17 protein-coding genes are annotated in these 19,667 nt (G+C 64.5%); 2 read left to right on the top strand and 15 right to left on the bottom strand.

Annotation, left to right across the window (positions count from 1 at the left end; all coding sequences use genetic code 11):
- Nucleotides 1-47: 47 nt before the first annotated feature.
- The 14 genes from ABIB35_RS14545 to dinB form a co-directional block, all read right to left on the bottom strand.
- The gene (locus tag ABIB35_RS14545; protein ID WP_354182439.1) at nt 48-977 is read right to left on the bottom strand and encodes a cell division protein FtsQ/DivIB; all 930 of its coding nucleotides are present in this window, start codon (nt 975-977) and stop codon (nt 48-50) included.
- Nucleotides 970-2,457, bottom strand: coding sequence for a UDP-N-acetylmuramate--L-alanine ligase (murC, locus tag ABIB35_RS14540; RefSeq protein ID WP_354182438.1), 1,488 nt, complete (start codon nt 2,455-2,457; stop codon nt 970-972). The genes ABIB35_RS14545 and murC overlap by 8 nt, the downstream gene beginning before the upstream one ends.
- Nucleotides 2,454-3,563 carry an undecaprenyldiphospho-muramoylpentapeptide beta-N-acetylglucosaminyltransferase gene (murG, locus tag ABIB35_RS14535; protein WP_354182437.1) on the bottom strand — a complete coding sequence of 370 codons (1,110 nt, stop codon included), beginning with the start codon at nt 3,561-3,563 and terminating at the stop codon, nt 2,454-2,456. The genes murC and murG overlap by 4 nt, the downstream gene beginning before the upstream one ends.
- A complete protein-coding gene (gene ftsW, locus ABIB35_RS14530) occupies nt 3,560-4,945 on the bottom strand; it encodes a putative lipid II flippase FtsW (protein WP_354182436.1) in 1,386 nt (461 codons plus the stop codon). The genes murG and ftsW overlap by 4 nt, the downstream gene beginning before the upstream one ends.
- Nucleotides 4,946-6,523: a UDP-N-acetylmuramoyl-L-alanine--D-glutamate ligase gene (gene murD / locus ABIB35_RS14525; protein WP_354182435.1), complete on the bottom strand. Its 1,578-nt coding sequence runs from the start codon at nt 6,521-6,523 to the stop codon at nt 4,946-4,948.
- Nucleotides 6,505-7,608: a phospho-N-acetylmuramoyl-pentapeptide-transferase gene (gene mraY / locus ABIB35_RS14520; RefSeq protein ID WP_354182434.1), complete on the bottom strand. Its 1,104-nt coding sequence runs from the start codon at nt 7,606-7,608 to the stop codon at nt 6,505-6,507. Before mraY ends, murD begins: the two co-directional genes overlap by 19 nt.
- Nucleotides 7,608-9,128 (bottom strand): UDP-N-acetylmuramoyl-tripeptide--D-alanyl-D-alanine ligase, encoded by a 1,521-nt coding sequence (locus tag ABIB35_RS14515; RefSeq protein WP_354182433.1) that lies wholly within the window; start codon nt 9,126-9,128, stop codon nt 7,608-7,610. The genes mraY and ABIB35_RS14515 overlap by 1 nt, the downstream gene beginning before the upstream one ends.
- 6 nt (nt 9,129-9,134) lie before the next feature.
- Nucleotides 9,135-10,775, bottom strand: coding sequence for a UDP-N-acetylmuramoyl-L-alanyl-D-glutamate--2,6-diaminopimelate ligase (locus tag ABIB35_RS14510; protein WP_354182432.1), 1,641 nt, complete (start codon nt 10,773-10,775; stop codon nt 9,135-9,137).
- Between the two features lie 142 nt (nt 10,776-10,917).
- Nucleotides 10,918-12,708, bottom strand: coding sequence for a peptidoglycan D,D-transpeptidase FtsI family protein (locus ABIB35_RS14505; RefSeq protein WP_354182431.1), 1,791 nt, complete (start codon nt 12,706-12,708; stop codon nt 10,918-10,920).
- Between the two features lie 41 nt (nt 12,709-12,749).
- Nucleotides 12,750-13,451, bottom strand: a complete 702-nt coding sequence (gene ftsL, locus ABIB35_RS14500; protein ID WP_354182430.1) for a cell division protein FtsL — start codon at nt 13,449-13,451, stop codon at nt 12,750-12,752.
- Nucleotides 13,448-14,446, bottom strand: a complete 999-nt coding sequence (rsmH, locus tag ABIB35_RS14495) for a 16S rRNA (cytosine(1402)-N(4))-methyltransferase RsmH (RefSeq protein WP_354182429.1) — start codon at nt 14,444-14,446, stop codon at nt 13,448-13,450. The genes ftsL and rsmH overlap by 4 nt, the downstream gene beginning before the upstream one ends.
- A gap of 250 nt (nt 14,447-14,696) precedes the next feature.
- Nucleotides 14,697-15,128 (bottom strand): division/cell wall cluster transcriptional repressor MraZ, encoded by a 432-nt coding sequence (gene mraZ, locus ABIB35_RS14490; RefSeq protein ID WP_354182428.1) that lies wholly within the window; start codon nt 15,126-15,128, stop codon nt 14,697-14,699.
- Between the two features lie 310 nt (nt 15,129-15,438).
- A complete protein-coding gene (locus tag ABIB35_RS14485) occupies nt 15,439-15,822 on the bottom strand; it encodes an SCO2097 family morphological protein (RefSeq protein WP_354182427.1) in 384 nt (127 codons plus the stop codon).
- Nucleotides 15,823-16,055: 233 nt separating this feature from the next.
- Entirely contained in the window at nt 16,056-17,303 is a 1,248-nt protein-coding gene (gene dinB, locus ABIB35_RS14480) for a DNA polymerase IV (RefSeq protein ID WP_354182426.1), read from the bottom strand.
- An 86-nt stretch (nt 17,304-17,389) separates the two neighbouring features.
- On the opposite strand from dinB, the gene ABIB35_RS14475 reads away from it, so the two are divergent.
- The gene (locus ABIB35_RS14475; RefSeq protein ID WP_354182425.1) at nt 17,390-17,959 is read left to right on the top strand and encodes a hypothetical protein; all 570 of its coding nucleotides are present in this window, start codon (nt 17,390-17,392) and stop codon (nt 17,957-17,959) included.
- Between the two features lie 8 nt (nt 17,960-17,967).
- Entirely contained in the window at nt 17,968-19,077 is a 1,110-nt protein-coding gene (locus ABIB35_RS14470) for a polyprenyl synthetase family protein (RefSeq protein ID WP_354182424.1), read from the top strand.
- Between the two features lie 109 nt (nt 19,078-19,186).
- On the opposite strand, the gene ABIB35_RS14465 is transcribed toward ABIB35_RS14470, so the two are convergent.
- Entirely contained in the window at nt 19,187-19,540 is a 354-nt protein-coding gene (locus ABIB35_RS14465) for an Rv2175c family DNA-binding protein (protein ID WP_354182423.1), read from the bottom strand.
- Nucleotides 19,541-19,667 lie beyond the last annotated feature (127 nt).

The following is a 19,667-nucleotide window of genomic DNA, read 5'->3' as shown; positions in this document are numbered from 1 at the left end:
TTACCTCTGCCGCGTGTCGGATTATTCTTTGCCGCAGGAGGGAAATATCACCGTGTGACCGGCGCGGTGGGGGTGCTGACGTCAAACACCTGAACGGGCGGGTCCTTGGGCGGCATCTGCAGCATCGCTTCGACCACACGCGCCTTGGCCACGTTTGCTTCGGCGCTCCCCCAGAATACCGTTTGCCCGTTGGTGAGCTTCAGCTCCACCGAGTCGACCGACGACGCCGCGGCATGGTCCAGCTGGGCAAGCACCTTTTCCGGAAGCACTGCCAGTACCGACGTGACCGTGCTGAACACGGCACTTTTTACGGCGTCGGTACCGCCGTCGATCAGCGGAAGCCGGGCCTCGGCCCGGCTAGCCACCGTTCCGATCTCCAAACCCTGCTCGTCAATCAGCAGGAAGGTGCTGCCGCTTTGCAGGACCGCCACCGGAACACGTTCGGTGATGGTCACCACGATCTCGGAGGGTGGCTTGGCAACGATATCCACGGCGGCAACCTCCGGCCGGTCGGCCAGCAGGGCGGCAACGTCGCCGTCGTCGATCGTGGTCAGCGGCTGTCCCATGAGCGGCTGCAGGGCACGGTTGACCTGGTCGGTGGGCAGCAGGGAATTTCCCTGCACGGTGACCGTCTTCAGCGCCAGCGCCGGAGACAGGAAAAGGAACGCAAGGAAGGCGCCGAGCAGCACAACCGCGGTCACGGCCGTTATGAGCAGCCACCGCCGCCGGCGGCGAACGGGTGGCTCAGGAAACGCCAGCACGGTGGCCGTGACCGACTCACCGGCTTCGGTTCCCGAGTCCCGCTGATAGCTCTCCGACATACCGACGGAGGACGGCGGCAGCCCGGTGCCGATGTGCGGCCGCCAGCCCCGGGATGCCGAGTCGTTGTGGCCGGCGGAGCGCCGCGTGCCGCCGCGTCCACCGCCGGCCGGACGGCCTGGATCCACTTCGGGACGGCGCGGTTTCCTGCTACCCATGAAGCTCCCTCATCGGTGCCTGCTGAGCAGTCGAAGAGTCCGCAGGGTTACCGGTGTCCGGAGCGGTGTCCGGCAGGGTGCCTGCGGACACCTCAGCCTTGGCCAGCTCCTGCACCAGGACAGCACCGAACTGGGTGACGTCGCCTGCACCCACGGTGAGGATGATGTCGCCCGGCGCTGCACAGCGGCAGATATCCCGCACTGCCTGCGCGGCGTCCGGGGCATAGCCACCGGGCCGGTTCACCCGGGAGGTGATCAGCTCACTGGTGACCCCCGGGACGGGATCCTCCCGCGCCGCATAGATGTCAAGCACTGTGGCAGTGTCTGCACGTTCCAGAGCGGAGGCAAACTCCTCCGCAAAGGCAAGCGTGCGGCTGAACAGGTGGGGCTGGAACAATACATGCACCCGGTGTCCGGCGGCAACCGTTCGGGCTGCTTCCAGTGCTGCCACCAGTTCTGTCGGATGGTGGGCGTAGTCATCGAACACCCGCACTCCGCGGACCGCGCCTTTGGCTTCAAAACGACGGGCGGCGCCGGAAAACACTGATAGGCCGGCCGCGGCCAGGGCGGGATCCACGCCCAGTCCCAGTCCCACGGTGAAGGCGGCGGCGGCGTTGCGGATATTGTGCGCACCCGGGACCAGAAGCCGCAGTTCCTGCTCGCACTCCAAACCGTCCAGGCTGAAGCGGAGCACGGATACGGATCCGCTGGCCAGCGGGCGTGTGTCGGTGATCCGGATGTCCGCATTTTCGCTGTAACCGTAGGTGCGAACCCGCGCGGCACCGGAACGGCTCACCACATCGGCGGCACCGGGATCGTCCGCGCAGGCCACCAGAAGCCCTTCAGGCGGCAACAGCCGGACAAACTGGTCGAACGAGGCAAAGACAGCTTCCTCGGTGCCGTAGTGGTCCAGATGGTCGGCCTCGACGTTGGTGATAACGGAAATTCGCGGGAGATAGTTCAGGAAGGACCCGTCGGACTCGTCGGCTTCAGCAACAAACACGTCGCCGCTGCCGAAGGCCGCATTAACTCCCAGTGCCGCCACGTCGCCGCCAATGGCGAAGGACGGATCCAATCCGGCTTCGCGCAGCAGGACGGTCACCATGGCGGTGGTGGTGGTTTTTCCGTGCGTCCCGGCAACTGCAACCACGTCCTGTGTGCCCATGGCCGCGGCCAAGGCCACCGAGCGGTGGATGACCCGCAGACCCATCTCACGAGCGGCGGCAAGTTCAGGGTTTTCGGGACGGATGGCAGTGGAGACCACTACAGTGTCAGCGCCCTGAACGTTCGCCGCTTCCTGGCCCACATACACTCTGGCGCCGAGGGCTTCCAAAGCACGCAGGCCTGCAGAGTCACGGGAGTCCGAGCCGGACACTTCGACGCCCTGGCCGATCATGACCCGCGCTACGGCGGACATGCCGGCACCTCCGAGCCCGATGAAATGCACCCGGCCAAGGTCCGATAACTTCAGCTTGCTCATGCGTGTGACCTTACGTTTGCAGCGAGAATGAATTCCGCCATCCGGCGGTCCGCATCACGAATACCGGAGGCTGCCGAAGCGGCCGACATGGCATCCAATGCGGCAGGATTGGCCAGCAAAGGTATCAGCCTGTCTGATATCCACTGCGCTGTGAAGAGTGAATCCGAAACAACCAGCGCTCCCCCGGAAGCCACCAGCCCGGCGGCGTTCAGCGCCTGCTCTCCGTTTCCGTGCGGCAGTGGGACCAGGACCGCGGGCAGGCCCACTGCGCTGATTTCGCAGACTGTGCCCGCGCCGGAGCGCGCAAGCAGCAGATCCGCAGCGGCGTAGGCCTGTTCCATCCCGTCCACATATTCCATCTGACGGTAAGACGGAGCCGTGAGCAGTCCTCCGTCGGACGTGAGCAGTTGCTTGCCGCGGCCGGTGATGTGCAGGGTTTGGATACCGGCCGCTGCCAGGGCGGGAAGCGCCTCTTCCACCGCCCGGTTGATGCTGGCGGCACCGGAGGAACCGCCGGTGACCACCAGGGTGGGACGGTCCGGGTCCAGCCCCAGGGCCTCCCGCGCGCCGGCTCGTTCATGGGCGCGGTCCAGACCCGAGATTTCGCGGCGCATGGGCATTCCCACCAATTGCGCGCCAGGCAGCTTGGTTTCCGCAAAGGCGGTGCCGACGACGTCGGCGAAGCGTGCCCCCACGCGGTTGGCCAGCCCGGGGCGGGCATTGGCCTCGTGCACGATGATGGGCAGTTTCCGGCGGCGGGCAGCGAGATAGACCGGAGTGGAAACGTACCCGCCCACGCCCACGACGACGTTGGCCGCAGCCTCATCGAGAATCTCCCCTGCCTGCTTCACGGCACGCAGAAGCCTGCCGGGCAGCCGGATAAGGTCACCGCCGGGCTTGCGGGGCATGGGGACACGGTCGATGACCGCAAGCTCAAAACCGGCAGCCGGAACCAGCCGGGTTTCCATTCCGGCAGCGGTTCCCACAACCTTGATGCGGGCCTCGGGCACGGCGTCCCGCACGGCTCCGGCAACCGCGAGCAGCGGACTGATATGCCCGGCGGTGCCGCCTCCGGCGAGGACGAGGGACAGGGGACGTTGCGTCATGGAGCTGATGGTTCACTTTCAGAAAGTTTTTGTTCTGGGATTTTACGGGCAAAGGAGAGCAGAACCCCAACAGCGGCCAGGGTAAAGGTCAGGGATGACCCGCCGTAGGAGATAAAGGGCAGCGGCACGCCGATCACGGGCAGCAGTCCCGTCACCATCGCAATATTCACGAACGCCTGGCCGATGATCCAGACCAGGATGGAACCGCAGATTATCCGGATGAACGGATCGGTGTGCCGCATGGTCATCCGGATGGTGGCCACCGCCAGGACGCCGAAGAGCAGCACGATCAGGAGCGTTCCCAGCAGCCCGAATTCCTCGCCGATGATCGCAAAGATGAAGTCGTTGTGTGCTTCAGGAATCCAGCTCCACTTTTGCCGGCTCTGGCCAATGCCCACACCGAACCAGCCTCCGGAGGCCAGCGCATACATGCCTGCGTTGGCCTGGTCACAGAGACCGGCACCGCAGTCCTGCCCCAGCCAGGCGCTGATCCGGCTGGTGCGGTTGCCGCTGGCCAGGGACATCAGGATGGCTCCGGCGCCGCCGGCAGCCACCATTGCCGCCAGGAACCGCAGCGGGGTCCCGGCAAAGAACAGGGCGGCAATCATGATCATGCCCATGATGATCACCGTGCCGAGGTCTTTACCGATCAGGACAAGCCCAATCAGGATGGCCCCGCCCGGAAAGACCACCGGCACCAGGGCATGCTTCCACGAGGTGAGGAGTTTCTGCTTCACGGACAATACGGAGGCGAACCAAATGGCCATGGCCAGCTTTGCTGCTTCCGACGGCTGGCCGGTGATGGGACCGATTTTGATCCAGTTCCGGTTGCCGTTCACCTCTTCGCCAATGCCGGGGATAAAGACCAAAATCAGTAGGAAGAAAGCTGCAACCATGCCCAGCCAGGCCAGTTTCCGAAAGGCCTGGGGACCAAGACGGGAGAGCCCCAGCATGGCTGCGACACCCAGCGCCGCAAACATGGCCTGCTTCACGAAGAAGCCGAAGGTGCTGCCCACGGATTCCCCGGCCGAAGCGGCAATTGATTCCACGGAGGAAGCGGAGAGCACCATCATCAGGCCAATGGCAGTCAGGGCCAGCGAAGCGCCGAGGATGGTGTAGTAGGCCGAGCCTGTTGCGTTGCGACGGCTGCCTTCGAGCGCGATGATGCCGCGTTCCAGCAGCGAGGGTTTCTTCTCAGGATCGGCGGGCTTCCGGCCGGCGCGGCCGGACACTTTCCGCTCGGAGGCGGCCCGGGCCGACGGCGGGGCGGAGCGCTCCGGCTTCCCTGCCTTCGATGCGGACCCCACCGGGGCTGCTTGGGTTGTTTGGCGCGAGGAACGGAGCACCGGCTTACGCGGTTTCCCTGAAGATGTAGTTGCCATCTAGGGCTCCTTAGGAGTCGGCGCCTGTCCCTCCACGTACCCGCGGACGGCCTCGATGAAAGCGTTCCCGCGGTGCGCGTAGGACGCGAACTGATCCATGGACGCCGCTGCCGGCGCCATCAGGACAGTGTCTCCGGAACGGGCTTCAGCGGCTGCGGCCGCAACGGCCAGAGCCATGACTTCCTCGCCGCTGACCACTGCTGCTGCTGCATGCCTCCCACCAGTGTGGGGCGGAACCGCGTCAATCACCCGGACGTCGGGAGCGTGTCGCGCCAGGGCAGAGCGAAGGTCGGCGGAATCAGCACCGATCAGGATGACCGACCGCAGGCGCGGAGCATGATCCCGGATGAGGTCCTCGTAGCTAACCCCCTTGGACAGTCCGCCGGCAATCCACACCACTGAGCTGAAAGCTGAAAGTGAGGCAGCCGCGGCATGCGGGTTGGTCGCCTTCGAATCATTGATCCACAGAATGTCGTTCAAACGGGCGACCGGCTGGATCCGATGGTCTCCGGGGTCGTAGGCACGGAGCCCGTCCCGCACCGCAACCGGCTCCACACCGTAGGCCCGGACCAGAGCTGCGGCCGCCAGGGCATTGGCCACCATGTGCCGCGGCGCGTACTCGCCGAGGTCGGCCCTGGAGGCAAGTTCCGCGGCAGAGTCCTTGCGCTGCTCGATAAACGCACGGTCCACTAGGAGGTTCTCCACCATCCCCACCATGGACACCGCCGGCATGCCGGTGGTGAACCCAACCGCCCGGCAGCCTTCCACGACGTCGGCTTCTTCGACCATGCGCTCGGTCTCGGCCTGCTCGGCGTTGTAGATGCAGGCAACACGGGTGTTCTCGTAGATCTTTGCCTTGTCAGCCAGGTAGGCCTCATAGGATCCGTGCCAGTCCACGTGGTCTTCGGCCACGTTCAGGCACACGCTCGCCAGCGGCGACAGGGAGGAGGACCAGTGCAGCTGGAAGGAGGACAGCTCCACGGCGATCACGTCGAAGCCCTCCGGGTCGCGGATGGCGTCCAGGATGGGAGTTCCCACGTTGCCGGCGGCGATGGCGCGCAGCCCGGCTGCCCGAAGCATGCTCTCGGTCATGCCCACCGTGGTGGTCTTGCCGTTGGTGCCGGTGATGGTTAGCCATTCGGCAGTTTTACGACCCTCGCGGATGCGGACCCGCCAGGCGAGTTCCACGTCGCCCCAGACCGGGATTCCGGCGACGGCGGCAGCAGCCATCAAGGGGTGGGACGGGCTGAACCCGGGCGAGGTAACCACCAGGTCAGCGGGCTCTCCTTCCACCGCAGGAAGCGTTGCGGCATGCTCCGCCCCGAGCAGGACGTCGGCGGCCCCCACAATCCGCAGGGTGTCCGCCTTGGCCCGGTTCTCTTCGGTGTCCCTTGCGTCCACCACCACTACGCGCGCCCCGAGCTCGATCAGGGTGTCAGCTGCGGAGAAGCCGGACAGGCCAATACCGGTGACCACCACGCGCAGTCCGCGCCAGGGCGCATCCCAGGTGGTGAGTTCATCCAGCCGGGACGTTCCGCCGCCGGTTTCTGTTGGTTCGCTCAATTTCCTACCACCCATTCCGCGTAGAAGATGCCAAGGGCGACGGCAACGCACAGCCCGGCAACAATCCAGAAGCGGACCACCACCGTGACTTCCGCCCAGCCCTTGAGCTCGAAGTGGTGCTGCAGCGGCGCCATTTTGAACACGCGCTTTCCGCCGCTGATCTTGAAATATCCCACTTGGATGATGACCGAAAGTGTGATGATCACGAACAATCCGGCCAGGATCACCAGCAGCAGTTCGGTGCGGGAGAGGATGGCAAAGGCGGCAATGGCGCCGCCGATGGCGAGGGATCCGGTATCTCCCATGAAGATCTTGGCGGGAGAGGTGTTCCACCAAAGGAAGCCCACCAGGGCCCCGGCCATCGCGCCGGCCAGCAGGGCAAGGTCCATCGGGTCGCGGACTTCATAGCAGACGGCACCGGAGCCCGGTGCTCCGCAGCTCTGGTTGGACTGCCAGATACCGATGAGGAAGTAGGCACCGAAGACCAGGATGGAGGCACCCGCGGCAAGCCCGTCCAGGCCGTCGGCCAGGTTAACGCCGTTGGTGGTTCCGGTGATGATCAGGTTGGCCCAGAGGATGAAGAGAATGGCGCCAATCAGGGTCCCGGCAAAAGCCAGGTCCAAACCGGTGTCCCGGATGAAGGAAATCTCGGTGGAGGCCGGGGTCCGTCCCTGTCCATTGGGGAAGTTCAGGGCCAGGATGGCGAATGTGACGCCCACCAGCGTCTGCAGGATGATCTTCGCCTTGGCGTTAAGTCCGAGGCTGCGCTGGCGGGAGATCTTGGTGTAGTCGTCAATGAAACCGACCAGCCCCATGCCGACCATCAGGAACAGGACCAGGAGCCCGGAGGCGGAAGGACCGAAGCTGCCCGGATGGATGGCAAAGCTGATCAGGTGCGTGAGGAAGTAGGACGCCACCACCGAGGCCACGATGACGGCCCCGCCCATGGTGGGAGTACCGCGCTTGGTGTGGTGCGACGTGGGTCCGTCGTCGCGGACAAACTGTCCGTAGCTCTTCTTGACCAGGAAACGGATAAACAGCGGGGTGCCGGCAAAGGCAAGGATCATCGCCAGGCTAGACCCGATAAGCAGGGAAACCACTACTGGACGCCTCCGGCTTCCCCGGCAAGGTCCGGGCTGGTGTGCTGCGGCGCTGACGCCGGCAGGGAAGAGTCTGAAGATAGGGCGTTCAAAGCTATCCGATCACCGAGATGGCGCAGGGCAGCGCCGTTTGAGGATTTGAAGAGGACAACGTCGCCGGGTTCCAGGGAGTCCGCCAGGATGCGTTCGGCGTCTTCGGGCGTTTCAACGAAAACGGATTCGTCTCCCCATGAACCTTCCATGACGGCGCCGGTGTGCATCGCGCGGGCTCCGGTGCCCACGACGATCAGCTGCGAAATGTTCAGGCGGACCACATAGCGTCCCACGGCGTCATGCTCAGTAACCGAGGAATCGCCGAGTTCGAGCATTTCACCCAACACGGCCCAGGTGCGCCTGCCCCGTCCCAGCTCGGCCAGGGTGCGCAGAGCGGCGCGCATGGACTCGGGATTGGCGTTATAGGCATCGTTGATGACGGTGACACCGTCGGCACGGTCGGTGCGTTCCATGCGCCAGCGGCTGGCTGCCTTCTGCCCGGAGAGGCCTGCGGCAATCCGTTCCGCGGGAATTCCCGCGGCGAAAGCTGCGGCAGCGGCCGCCAGCAGATTTGCGGTGTGGTGCGCGCCGATCAGACCCGACGCGACCGGATAATCACTCCCGTCGGGGAAGCGAAGGGTGAAGACGGGCCGGCCCTGGTCATCGGTTCGCGCGTCGAGTGCCCGCACGGCTGACTTGGCGCCGTGGGCCTCCTCCGGTGAGGAGGTGAAGTAAAGGATCTCCACACCGGTGCCTGCCCGTGCGGCCATGGCGGCCACGCGGATGTCATCGGCGTTGAGGATTGCGGTGCCTCCGGAGGCAAGTGCCTCCACCATTTCGCCCTTGGCCCGGGCAATGTTCTCCACGCCGCCAAATTCCCCGGCGTGTGCAGTGCCCACGCCCAGGACGACGCCGATGTCCGGCTGAACCATGGAGGCCAGGTACTCGATGTGGCCAATGCCGGTGGCGCCCATCTCCATGACGAGATACCGGGTTCCGTAGCCGGCGCCGAAAATGGTCAGCGGCACGCCTACCTCTCCGTTGTAGGAGCCCACGGGTGCCACTGTTTCGCCTTCGGCCCGCAGGATTCCGGCGAGCAGGTCCTTAGTGGTGGTCTTGCCTGCCGATCCGGTGATTCCAATGACGGTCAGCGGCGAAGAGGCCCGCAGCCGCCGGACAATGTCCGCTGCGAGGGTGCCCATGGCCAGCACCACGTCCGGGACGAGGACCGCCGGGTACACGGTTCCGGCGGAATCCTGGACCGGGCGCTCGACGAGGGCCAGGACGGCGCCGCGTTCAAAGGCGGCGCCCACAAAGAGGTGGCCGTCTGAATGCTCGCCGGGTTTGGCGATGAAGAGGGAGCCCGGGGAGGCTTCCCTGGAGTCGGTTGTGGCCGAGTTCACGATCGTTGTGGCTGCCTGCGCGGCTCCGCCGATCAGTTCGCCGCCCGTAATTGCCGCTATGTCTGCTGCACTAAGTTCAATCATGACGTTTTAGGACTCTACCCCGTTGCCGGACAGCACAGGGAATCCGTACCGTGTCAAAGCCTGCCGTAGTTCAACGCGGTCGTCGAGGGCCAAATTCACTCCTTTTACTTCCTGGAATACTTCATGTCCCCGGCCTGCGACCAGCACGGTGTCCTGCGGGCGGGCCAGCGCCACGGCGCGGTCTATGGCCGCTGCGCGCGGAGCCACCTCAAGAACTTCGCAGGACACTGACCCGCTCTCAAGGGCTGCACGGGCCCCGGCCAGGACATCGGCCCGGATAGCCGCTTCATCCTCGTCATGGGGGTCATCGTCAGTGATGATCACCACATCCGAGAGGCGTGCGGCAATGGCTCCCATCAGGGGCCGCTTGGTTTGGTCGCGCTGACCGGTCGCACCGAAGACTACGATGACACGCGGCGGGATGTCCGCACTGCCGGAACCGGCCGCCTCAGCTGTGTCCGCACCCGGGGCTTCCCGGCGGACGGATTCCAGCGTGCGGGCCAGGGCATCCGGGTTGTGGGCAAAGTCGACGATTGCGGCGGGGGCCTCCCCCACCAGCTGCATCCGACCGGGAACTTCGACGGTGAACGGGTCGCTGCGGTCCAGGGCGTCCTGCAGCTGTGCAGCGTCCACCCCCGAAGCCAGCACCATGACGGCGGCCAGGGCGGCATTGGAGACATTGAAGGTGCCTGGAAGTCCGGTTCCGGCCCGGAGGACCGTGCCGCCGGGGCCGGCGAGCACAAACCTGTGGCCCAGGCCGGTGCGCACAACGTCGGTGACGCGCCAGTCTGCTTCGCCGCCGCCGTCGTGCGTGGCAAGCGTCCAGACGGGCACCGGCGAGGCTGCGGCCATCCGCGCCCCCCAGTCATCATCCACGCATATGACGGCCCGCTTGGCGCGCTCCGGAGTGAAGAGCGCGGCCTTGGCGGCAAAGTACTCCTCCATGGAACCGTGCAGGTCCAGATGATCCTGGGTGAGATTGGTGAAACCGGCAACGTCAAAGACCACGCCGTCCACGCGCCGGTAGGAAATGGCGTGGGAGGAGACCTCCATGGCGGCGGCATCCAAGCCCTTTTCGCGCATCAGCGCCAGCAGACCGTGGACCTGGGGGGATTCCGGTGTGGTGAGGGTGCTGGCGATGGGCTTTCCCCCGGCAAGGATTTCAATGGTCCCGATCAGCCCGGTGGTTTTGCCCAGAGCGCTCAGAAGGGAGTTGATGAAGTACGTGGTGGTGGTCTTGCCGTTGGTGCCTGTCACACCGAAGAGCGTGGGTGCACTGCCGTCCTGCGGCCTGCTGCCGAAAACCACTGCGGCCAGCGGGCCCACCAGCCTGCGCGGGTCACCGGCAACGAAGACGGGCACAGGCAGATCCGCCAGCAGGCGCGCTCCCTCTGCATCGGTCAATACTGCCGCCGCGCCGGCGCCGGCCGCAGCGGAAGCAAAACGGGCGCCGTGGTGGCGGGCACCGGGAAGCGCCACGTACAGATCCCCGGGCTGGACCTCACGCGAGTTGATCGTAAGTCCGGACAGCATGATGTCCGTGTCCGCGTCCGCTGTCCGAACGGGCTCGAAGCCGGGCAGGCCGGAGGCCAAGAGAGAGTCCGCCGCTGCCCGCAGGGACACCGGTTGAACTGCTGATGGCCGCATTCCGCTCCCCGGCAGCTCCGGATGGCGTTGATCACTTGTAGGCACTGCGTTGCTCCAGAAAATTGACGTGGTACTCGAAAAAGGTCAGCCCGTTATGGTCGGCGCCGGGGCGCCGGCGCTAACCGGCCCGCGGGGCGCGGGGTCAGTACTCCACGGGATACAGCTCAGGCGCAGAGGTGGATGGCGGAACGTTTCGGGTGGTCAGGACCTGCTGCATGACCTTCTTGAAGGTCTTGCCCGGATCCAGGACCTGCAGTGATCCTTCCGGCCGCTGCAAAGTCACCACCACCACATACTGCGGATCATCCATGGGTGCAATACCAGCATAGGAGAGTGTGTAGCCGTCATATCCACCGTTAGCCGCCGGGGCCTCGGCAGTACCCGTCTTGGACCCCACCCTGTATTGCTCCAGGGCCCCGCCCTTTCCGGATCCTTCGGCCGTGACGGTCTCCAGCATGTGTTGGACTTCACGGGCAGTTTCCTCCGAGACCACACGGGTGGATTCAGTCTTCTCGGCGGCAGTCTCCGAACCGTCGGCTCCGATGTAACTGTCAATGAGGCTCGGTGCCTGCCGGACGCCGTCGTTCGCGATCGTTTGGTACACCATGGCCGTGTGCAACGCCGTTTGGGCGAGGCCCTGCCCAAAGAGCACTGTGTACTGCTGCCGGCCGTCCCATTCCTCTGGCTGGGCAAGGAGACCCACGGTCTCCCCGTTGAGGCCCACGTTCAGGGGTTCTCCGATGCCGAACTTCTTCAGCCAGTCGTAGCGTTCCTGCGCAGTGAGCTGCTGTCCGATCATGACCGTGCCCGTGTTCATGGACTTGGTGAGGATGCCGGCGGCCGTCATGTGCACCGTGCCGTGGTCGAAGGCATCTTTGAACGTCTGTCCGTCCACCGTGTAGGTGGACGGGATTTCGAACTGGGACAGCGGGTCAATGATTCCCTGTTCCAGGGCCCCCGCCATGGTGATGACCTTGGTGGTGGAGCCCGGTTCGAAGGGGACGGTCACGGACAGCGGCTGCCGGGACTCGGGCGGCGTCAGGCCCGGATTGTTCGGGTCAACCGTGGTGGACTCCGCCATGGTGATGATGCGGCCCGTCTTGGCCTCAACCACCACCACGTTGCCCCAGTCCGCGTTGTACTCCGCCACCTGGCTCGCAATGGTCTGCTGGGCGAACCACTGCAGATCCTGGTCGATGCTGAGTTTGACCGAATCCCCGTCCCGCACCGGGACGTCTTCGTTGGTGGCGTAGGGGATGCGGATGCCGTCGCCGCCAATCTCGTACGTCTTGCTGCCCGCCTCCCCCGCCAGCACATCATCCTGCGTCAGCTCCAGGCCTTCCTGCGGGCCGTCGGTGCCCAGGAAACCAACAATGGATCCGGCCACCGAACCGGAGGGATAAGTGCGCAGCGTGGTCCGGTCGGCGTAGATGCCGGGGAACTTCACGGCCAGGACTTTGTCCTTGATCTCCGGGGTGACCGTCTTTGCCACAAAGTTGAACGTGTTGTTTCCCAGCACGGCGGCCCGTAGCGTTTCCGGATCCTGGCCAAGGATCGCCGAGAGCTCCTCGAACGCCTTCTCAAAGGAGACAACCTCCTTGCCGGCAGCATTCCGGCGCTCGTATTCCTGGTCCTCCACATAGTCATGGGAGAGAGTCTGGTCCACGACAATGTCGAACCGCTCAACACTGCGGGCAAGATAATTGCCCTCGGAGTCAAGGATGCTGCCGCGCAGCGCCGGGACAGCCACAGTCCGCAGGCGTTCGGTGACAGCTGTTTCCGCCATGCCCTCGGGATCCAGGGCCTGCACCTGGAACAGGCGTACGCCCAGCACTGTCAGCAGAACCAGGGCCAGGATCAGTCCGGTCCTGAGCCTGCCCGTAACGACGGCTACTCTGTGGTTGTCCCTGCCGGGGCCCTGCGCTTTTGCCACAACGTATCCTCGTTAATGCTTAGTATCAATGCTTAGTAAACTTACTGTCCGCTTCTCTGCACCGGAGCCGGGATGGTTCCGCCGTTCAGATCCGCTTCCTGCTCAACCGGGGCCGGGACGGCGCCGGCAGGTCCGGCGGGCGCCGGTTCCGCGGCCTCCGCTGCTTCCCTTGCTTCTGCGGACCGTGCGGATTCGGTGGCCGGTTCCGGTTGAGCCGGGGCTGCCGGAGCTATTGGCTGCGTGAGGACGTCTGGGGCAGGAATCAGCACGGGAGGTAATGTGCCTTCTTCCGCCGGAACAGGATTCCCGGTAACTGCCAGAGTCTGCAGGTCGATGCTCCCGAAAGTTGAGGAAGTCACCATGCCCAGATCGGCGGCCTGCGCTGCCAGCATCTGGGGCGCCTGATGGTTTTCCAGCTGCTGAGTCAGGGCCTCATTGCGCTGTGCCAGCTCCGTACGCTCATTCTGCAGCTGCACCAGCTGGTACTGGCCGCTCGAGACGGAGATGTTTAGCAGCAGTACTGCACCCAGTCCCAGGATGAGGGCAATAAAGCAGAAGATGACCACCGGTGCACGGCGGCGCCGCTTGGTTGCGGGCACCACGGAAAGCGGCGTACGACGGCGGGGAGCAGGAGCTGCCGGGGCCGGTGCGGGATTCCAGTCGAGGTTGCGCGCGGTGTTTCCGTGCGTCGCCCGCCGGACGGCGCCTGCCGCCGCGTGCGGCCGTGTCTGAAGCGCCGTCATGATCCTGCCCCGTCGGTAGAGTTGCGGATACGTTCCACGGCCCGCAGTTTCGCAGATGCAGCCCGCGGGTTTTCTGCGATTTCTTCATCGGTGGGAACTTCCGTCCCCTTGGTCAGCCGCTGCAGCTGGGCCTTGTGCTGTTCAAGCTCCACCGGGAACCCCTTGGGCGCAGAGGACCGGGAGCCGGCGGCGAAGACGCCCTTGACGATCTTGTCTTCCAGTGAGTGGTAGGACATGACCACCACCCGGCCCCCGAGGTTCAGGACCGAGAGTGAGGCGGGAATGGCCCGTTCCAGGACATCCAGTTCTTCATTGACTTCAATCCGCAGCGCCTGGAAGGTGCGCTTAGCCGGGTGCCCCCCGGTGCGTGCGGCTCCGGCCGGAACCACTGCGCGGATGGCGTCAACCAGTTCGCCGGTGGTGGTGAAGGGCTTGCCGGCCCGCGTGGAGACGATGGTGGCGGCAATGCGGCCGGCGAACTTTTCCTCGCCCCATTTGCGGATGATGGATACCAGGTCCGCTTCGCTGTAGGTGTTGACGATGTCAGCCGCCGTCCGGCCGCGGCTGGTATCCATGCGCATATCCAACGGTGCGTCGTAGGAGTAGGCAAAACCGCGGTCCCGCTCATCGAGCTGAAGGGAAGAGACCCCCAGGTCAAAGAGCGCTCCGTCAATACCGTCAAAACCCAGGTCCCGGACGACGTCGGCGATCTCGTCGTAGACGGCATGCACCAGGTCGATCCGGTCTTCAAAGGGAGCCAGGCGCGCTCCGGCCAGGGCCAGCGCCTGGCGGTCGCGGTCAATGCCGATGATATGCAGCGCCGGGAAACGGGACAGCATGGCTTCGGTGTGTCCGCCCATGCCAAGGGTGGCATCAACCACCACTGCGCTGCCGCGCTCCTCGATTGCTCTCTCAATGGCCGGTGCCAGCAAATTAATGCAGCGGTCACGCAGCACCGGAACATGCCGTTCTTCGGTAGGGCGTTCTTCGCTCATCTGCTGTCCTTCCGCGTCCAGGGACGGCGGCGTAGTTCTTGAATCAGACCCCCATCCGCGCCTCACGCTGCGGCGCCTGGCTCCGGGGAAGTGAGTCAGGTGCCGGCCCTGCGGGGCGGCTGGAGATCTCATGCAAGAACCCGCTGCATCCGGTTTCTGCGTGGTGGTTGGTTTACTTGGCGGTACTGCTGGTGGAGCTGAGGTTCAACGGTCTGCTGTTCCCAGCCGAGCTGTTGAAAATGCGGTTGGCCTAGAAGATGCCGGGCATGGTCTCCTCGTCGGTTTCCGAGAACGCCGTTTCCTGCTCTTCGAGGTACGTCTGCCACGCGGTTGCGTCCCAGATTTCAGCCCTGGTTCCTGCTCCGATCACGGCCAATTCACGGCCGAGTCCGGCGTAGGCCCGCAGCGCCGGGGGAATAGTGATCCGGCCCTGCTTGTCCGGGACTTCATCGGATGCTCCTGAGAGGAAGACCCGAATGTAATCACGTGCCTGACGCGAGGAAAGTGGTGCTTCCCGCATCTGTTCATGCACCCGTTCAAACTCTTTCTGGCTGAAAACGTAGATGCAGCGTTCCTGGCCCCTGGTCAGGACCAGTCCCTCAGCCAGTTCCTCGCGAAACTTGGCCGGCAGAATGAGTCGCCCCTTCTCATCCAGTCGCGGTGAATGTGTTCCGAGGAACATCACTCACCACCTGTCTGATTGGGAGAAATTCCTCCTGCACCACCCCTACACTCTTATAGCCTCCACTTTACTCCACTTCACTCCACAGTCAACGATTGGGGCTACTGGTTTCCGGCGCGCCGCACCTTTTATTCCTTGCCATGGCGCGGATGCAGGCCTGTGGAGGAATCCCGGCTCAAAAACCGGGTTCGGGGTGTCGCTTTTGCCTCGTTAACCACAAAAAGACCCGCCGCAGCGGGTCTTTTCCGGACGTGGAGGATGGCGGTGGAGGAAAGAGGATCCTGGTTCTTGAAATTACCGGCCGCGCAACCTACTGGTCGCGCTTGCGCTCATCCCATTTGTTCTCCAGATTGCTCATGAAGTTCTTGGATGAGCTGGCCTCACGCTCTTTCCTGCTGGCCGGAGAGTTGGGCCGTGAACCCCGTTTGCCCCGAGTAGTCGCGTAGTAGACACCGGCCCCCATCACCAGGAAACCCAGTATCCCAAGGACGGTGCTGAACGGCGTGTTGGAAGCAACGCCTCCCAGAAGCAGCCCAATACCTGCCACCGCGACCAGTGCGCCCAGCACTATCCGCCGGGTCGAAATTCCTGTTCCCGCCGGGGTCGCCATCGAGTTGGCAAACTTGGGGTCCTCGGCGTGTAATTGCTGCTCCAACTGGTCCAGCAAGCGCTGCTCGTGTTCCGAGAGTGCCATTACTGCCTCCTTGCGGTCCGAAATTCCCATGTAAACCAACCAACGATCCCGGTACCGGGGCGGTTCCCGCCGCCGGGACCCCGGATAACTGCGGCGGTGCCCCGGACTTCCGAAGACAACACCTGGACCGATGACCCGGACAGAACGCTTGTTGTGCTTACGTCCTAGGATAGGTGGCATTCTGGTCCGGGGAAAGCAGCGGGCACACCAGGGGGAATCATTCCGCCTAGGGCTTAGTCCTGCCCCTGCGGCGGAGCCGGGATTTGCCCCGATACGCGGCCGGTACGTCCTCGCGGAGAAGGTGCCAGCAGGCGGGCCGGCACCACGCCCAGCTCGCCAAACCGGGCATTGATTTTGTCCAGGGCATCTTCCGCCGACCGCCAGTTGTCGTCACGGCCATCCAAGGTCAGCTGGACAGCCGCATTTTCTGCCGGTTCCAGCCGTTCGGTCCGAAGCCCGATCAGCCGCACACTCATCCGCCGGGGTCCCAGCGCCGTCAGGAGGGCGCGCACTTCCTCATAGATCAGCTGGGCGCTGTCCACCGGTTCCCGCAGGGTTCGGCTGCGGGTGATAGTGGAAAAATCGGCATACCGCAGCTTCAGGGACACCGCCCGGCACTGCAGGCCCGCGGCCCGGAGCCGCACTGCCGTCTTGTGCGCCAGCCGCAGCAGCTCGGTGTGCAGGATTTCATCTTCGAAGACATCCTGTGCAAAGGTCTCCTCTGCGCCGATGCTCTTCTCTGCCCGCACCGGACTGACGCTGCGCGGATCCCTCCCCCACGCCAGCTCGTACACATGCTCCCCCGTGGCCCCCAAGAGGCGTTTCAGGACACTGACCGGGGTACGGGCAACATCCTCCACTGTGGAGATTCCCACCCTGCCCAGGGTTTCCCGGGTCTTGGCGCCGACTCCCCACAGAGCCGAGACATCCAGAGTGTGCAGGAAGTCAACAGTTTCATTCCGGGGAATCAACAACAGCCCGTCCGGTTTGGAGCGCGTTGAGGCAATCTTGGCAACGAACTTGGTGGCCGCTATGCCTACGCTGGCGGTGATGCCCAATTCGGCGGCCACCCGCCTGCGGATCAGCTCTCCAATAGCCCGGGGCGGGCCAAGCAGCCGCATGGCACCGGCAATGTCCAGGAAGGCTTCATCAACACTCAGCGGTTCCACCAGCGGCGTAATCGATTCAAAAATGGCCATGAGGCGTCCCGAGACCTCACGGTAGGCCTCTTGGTGCGGCTCCAGGATGACAGCCTGCGGGCACTGGCGGTAGGCCACTGACATGGGCATGGCGGAATGGACTCCGTACCGTCTGGCCTCATAGGAGGCCGACAGGACAACAGATCTGCCGCCCAGTCCGCCGACGATGATGGGGCGTCCTGCCAACTCCGGGCGCTTGAGCAGTTCCACAGAGACGTAGAAGGCATCCATATCCACGTGCATGATCGTGCAGTCGCGGTTTTCGCTGGGGCCATTGCTCACTCCTTCATCCTAGACAACGGGTCCGACATCTGGGCTTCCCCTAGACTGGGGACCAGATCCTGACCTCCCACAAGATGCGGATACCCATGAAAAAGCCACTGATTGCTCTCACTGCTGCTGCCCTGGCACTGGTCGCCGCGGGGTGCACCCCGGCGTCGGAAAACACTAACGCCGGAACCGGAGAAACCTCCGCCACGGCGTCCCCGGCACCCGGTTCGGCGTCCCCGACAGCCAGCGGATCAGCCTCCCCCGGCACCTCCACAACAACCGGAGCCTCACCGTCGGCCAGCAGCACCACCACGGCCTCACCGAGCTCCACGTCATCGGCCATTGCTGACGGCTTTCCCACCAACCTCGTTCCCGTCATGCCGGGGTCCACCCCGCTGACTACGAGCTTTGAGGAAACCAGCAAGCTCTTCACCGCTTCGCTGAGCGCAACAACGGATGCCCCCGCGAAGGAAATTCTGGCCTTCTACGCCAAAACGTTCACGGCGCAGGGATTTACCCCGGCCGATCCTGAGGTCCGAAAAACTGCCACCGTTCAGCAGTTCTCACGTTCCGGTGCCGATGACACAGCGAATGTGACGGTGGTTCCCCGTGAGGGCGGCTTCACGTACACCGCCAGCATCAACACGCTCCCCGAGTCAGCCAAGTAGGCCCGGCCGTGCCAACCGTCCTGCCTTCTGCCGAGGCGAACGCAGCCCGGGAACAGTCCTCGTACCGTGAACACCTCAGCGCGGAGCTGGACGCTTTCCTCTCCGAACAGCAGTCAGTGCTCCAGGAGGTGTCCATGGAATCCCTTCCGTTGCTGGATGCCGTGTCCTCGCTGGCCCAGGGCGGAAAGCGCCTGCGGGCCCTGCTGAATTACTGGGGCTGGCGCGGAGCCGGCGGAGCCGAGCTGGGAACGGCAGCGGTCCGGTCCGGTGTGGCCCTGGAGCTATTCCAGAGCGCTGCCCTGATCCATGACGACATCATTGACCGCTCGGACACCCGGCGGGGCGGCCCCAGCGTTCACCGGCGGTTCAGCACGGCCCACAGCGACGCCGCCTGGCATCTGGACGGAACCCACTTCGGTTCCTCCGCCGCCATCCTGGCCGGCGACCTGTGCCTGTCGCTGAGCGAGGAAATGTTCGCCGCGGTAGGCGCCCAGGCCGCGCACGGCACACCGGCCAGACGGATCTTTAACCGGATGCGCACCGAGGTGATGGCCGGGCAGTACCTGGACATCCTCGAGGAAGTGGTGGGCCCCACGCACCAGCCGGAGCGCGCCGTCGTGCGCGCCCGGAATATCCTGCGCTACAAATCAGCGAAATACACCACGCAGCACCCGCTGACACTCGGCGGAGCACTGGCGGGGGCAACGGATGAACTCCTGGACTGGTACTCGCGTTTTGCGCTGCCGCTGGGCGAAGCCTTCCAGCTCCGCGACGACGTCCTGGGCGTTTTTGGCGATCCGGCCCAGACCGGCAAGCCCGCCGGGGATGATCTGCGGGAAGGAAAACGCACCGTCCTGGTCGCCTATGCCCTTGCCCTGGGCGGCCCTTCCGCTCAGGAGCTCATTGCTGCCGGGCTGGGCCGCGAAGACCTGGACGACGACGGCGTGGCCCGGCTGCGCGAGCTGATGGAAGACTCCGGTGCGCTGGCTGCCACTGAAAGTCTTATTGAGGGCCACACCCGCGCGGCTTTCGATGCGCTGGAACAGATGCCTGTAGACGAGATCACCCGGGCGGCCCTGCGTTCCCTCGCCCATGCAGCGGTCACCCGAACTGCGTGATCCTGTTGGGCACCACCTGATCCGGCCCGCAGCACGGCTGCCCGATTAAAGAAGCAGCGGCTCCCGTGTGAAACGGGAGCCGCTGCTTGGGGCTATTCAGTGTCCCGGATTACCAGCCCAGAGCCTGGGCGCGGCGGCGGATTTCCGTCTTCCGCCCTTCACGCAGGGCATCCACGGGACGCCCCGGCAGAGAGTCATCTGCCGTAAAGAGCCAGCGGACCATTTCAACGTCACTGTAGCCGGCGTCGATCAGCACGGAAATCGTGCCCTTCAGACTGTCCAGGACAGCGCCGTCGTCAATAAAGGCGGCGGGAATGCTGCGGATTTTGCGCTCACCGAGCCGCACGGCCACCAGCGCACGCTCTTCGAGCATGCTGTGCACCTTAGTAATGGATACGTTCAGTTTTTCAGCCACATCGGGCAGGGTCAGCCAGTCGGAAACAAGTTCCTCAAGTTCAGTCACCCTCTTAGGGTCCCACGAGAACCCTCTCCCGGGCCACTTTTGATCCGTTGTGCAACTGAAACAGGGGTAGCGGAAGTACTCAAGTACTGCTCCGAGCCCTCGTAGTGTAAATTCGCTTAGGTCACAG

The organism is Arthrobacter sp. UYP6 (assembly GCF_040547315.1).
GTDB lineage: Bacteria > Actinomycetota > Actinomycetes > Actinomycetales > Micrococcaceae > Arthrobacter_B.
This window is presented reverse-complemented; position numbering and strand designations above follow the sequence as displayed.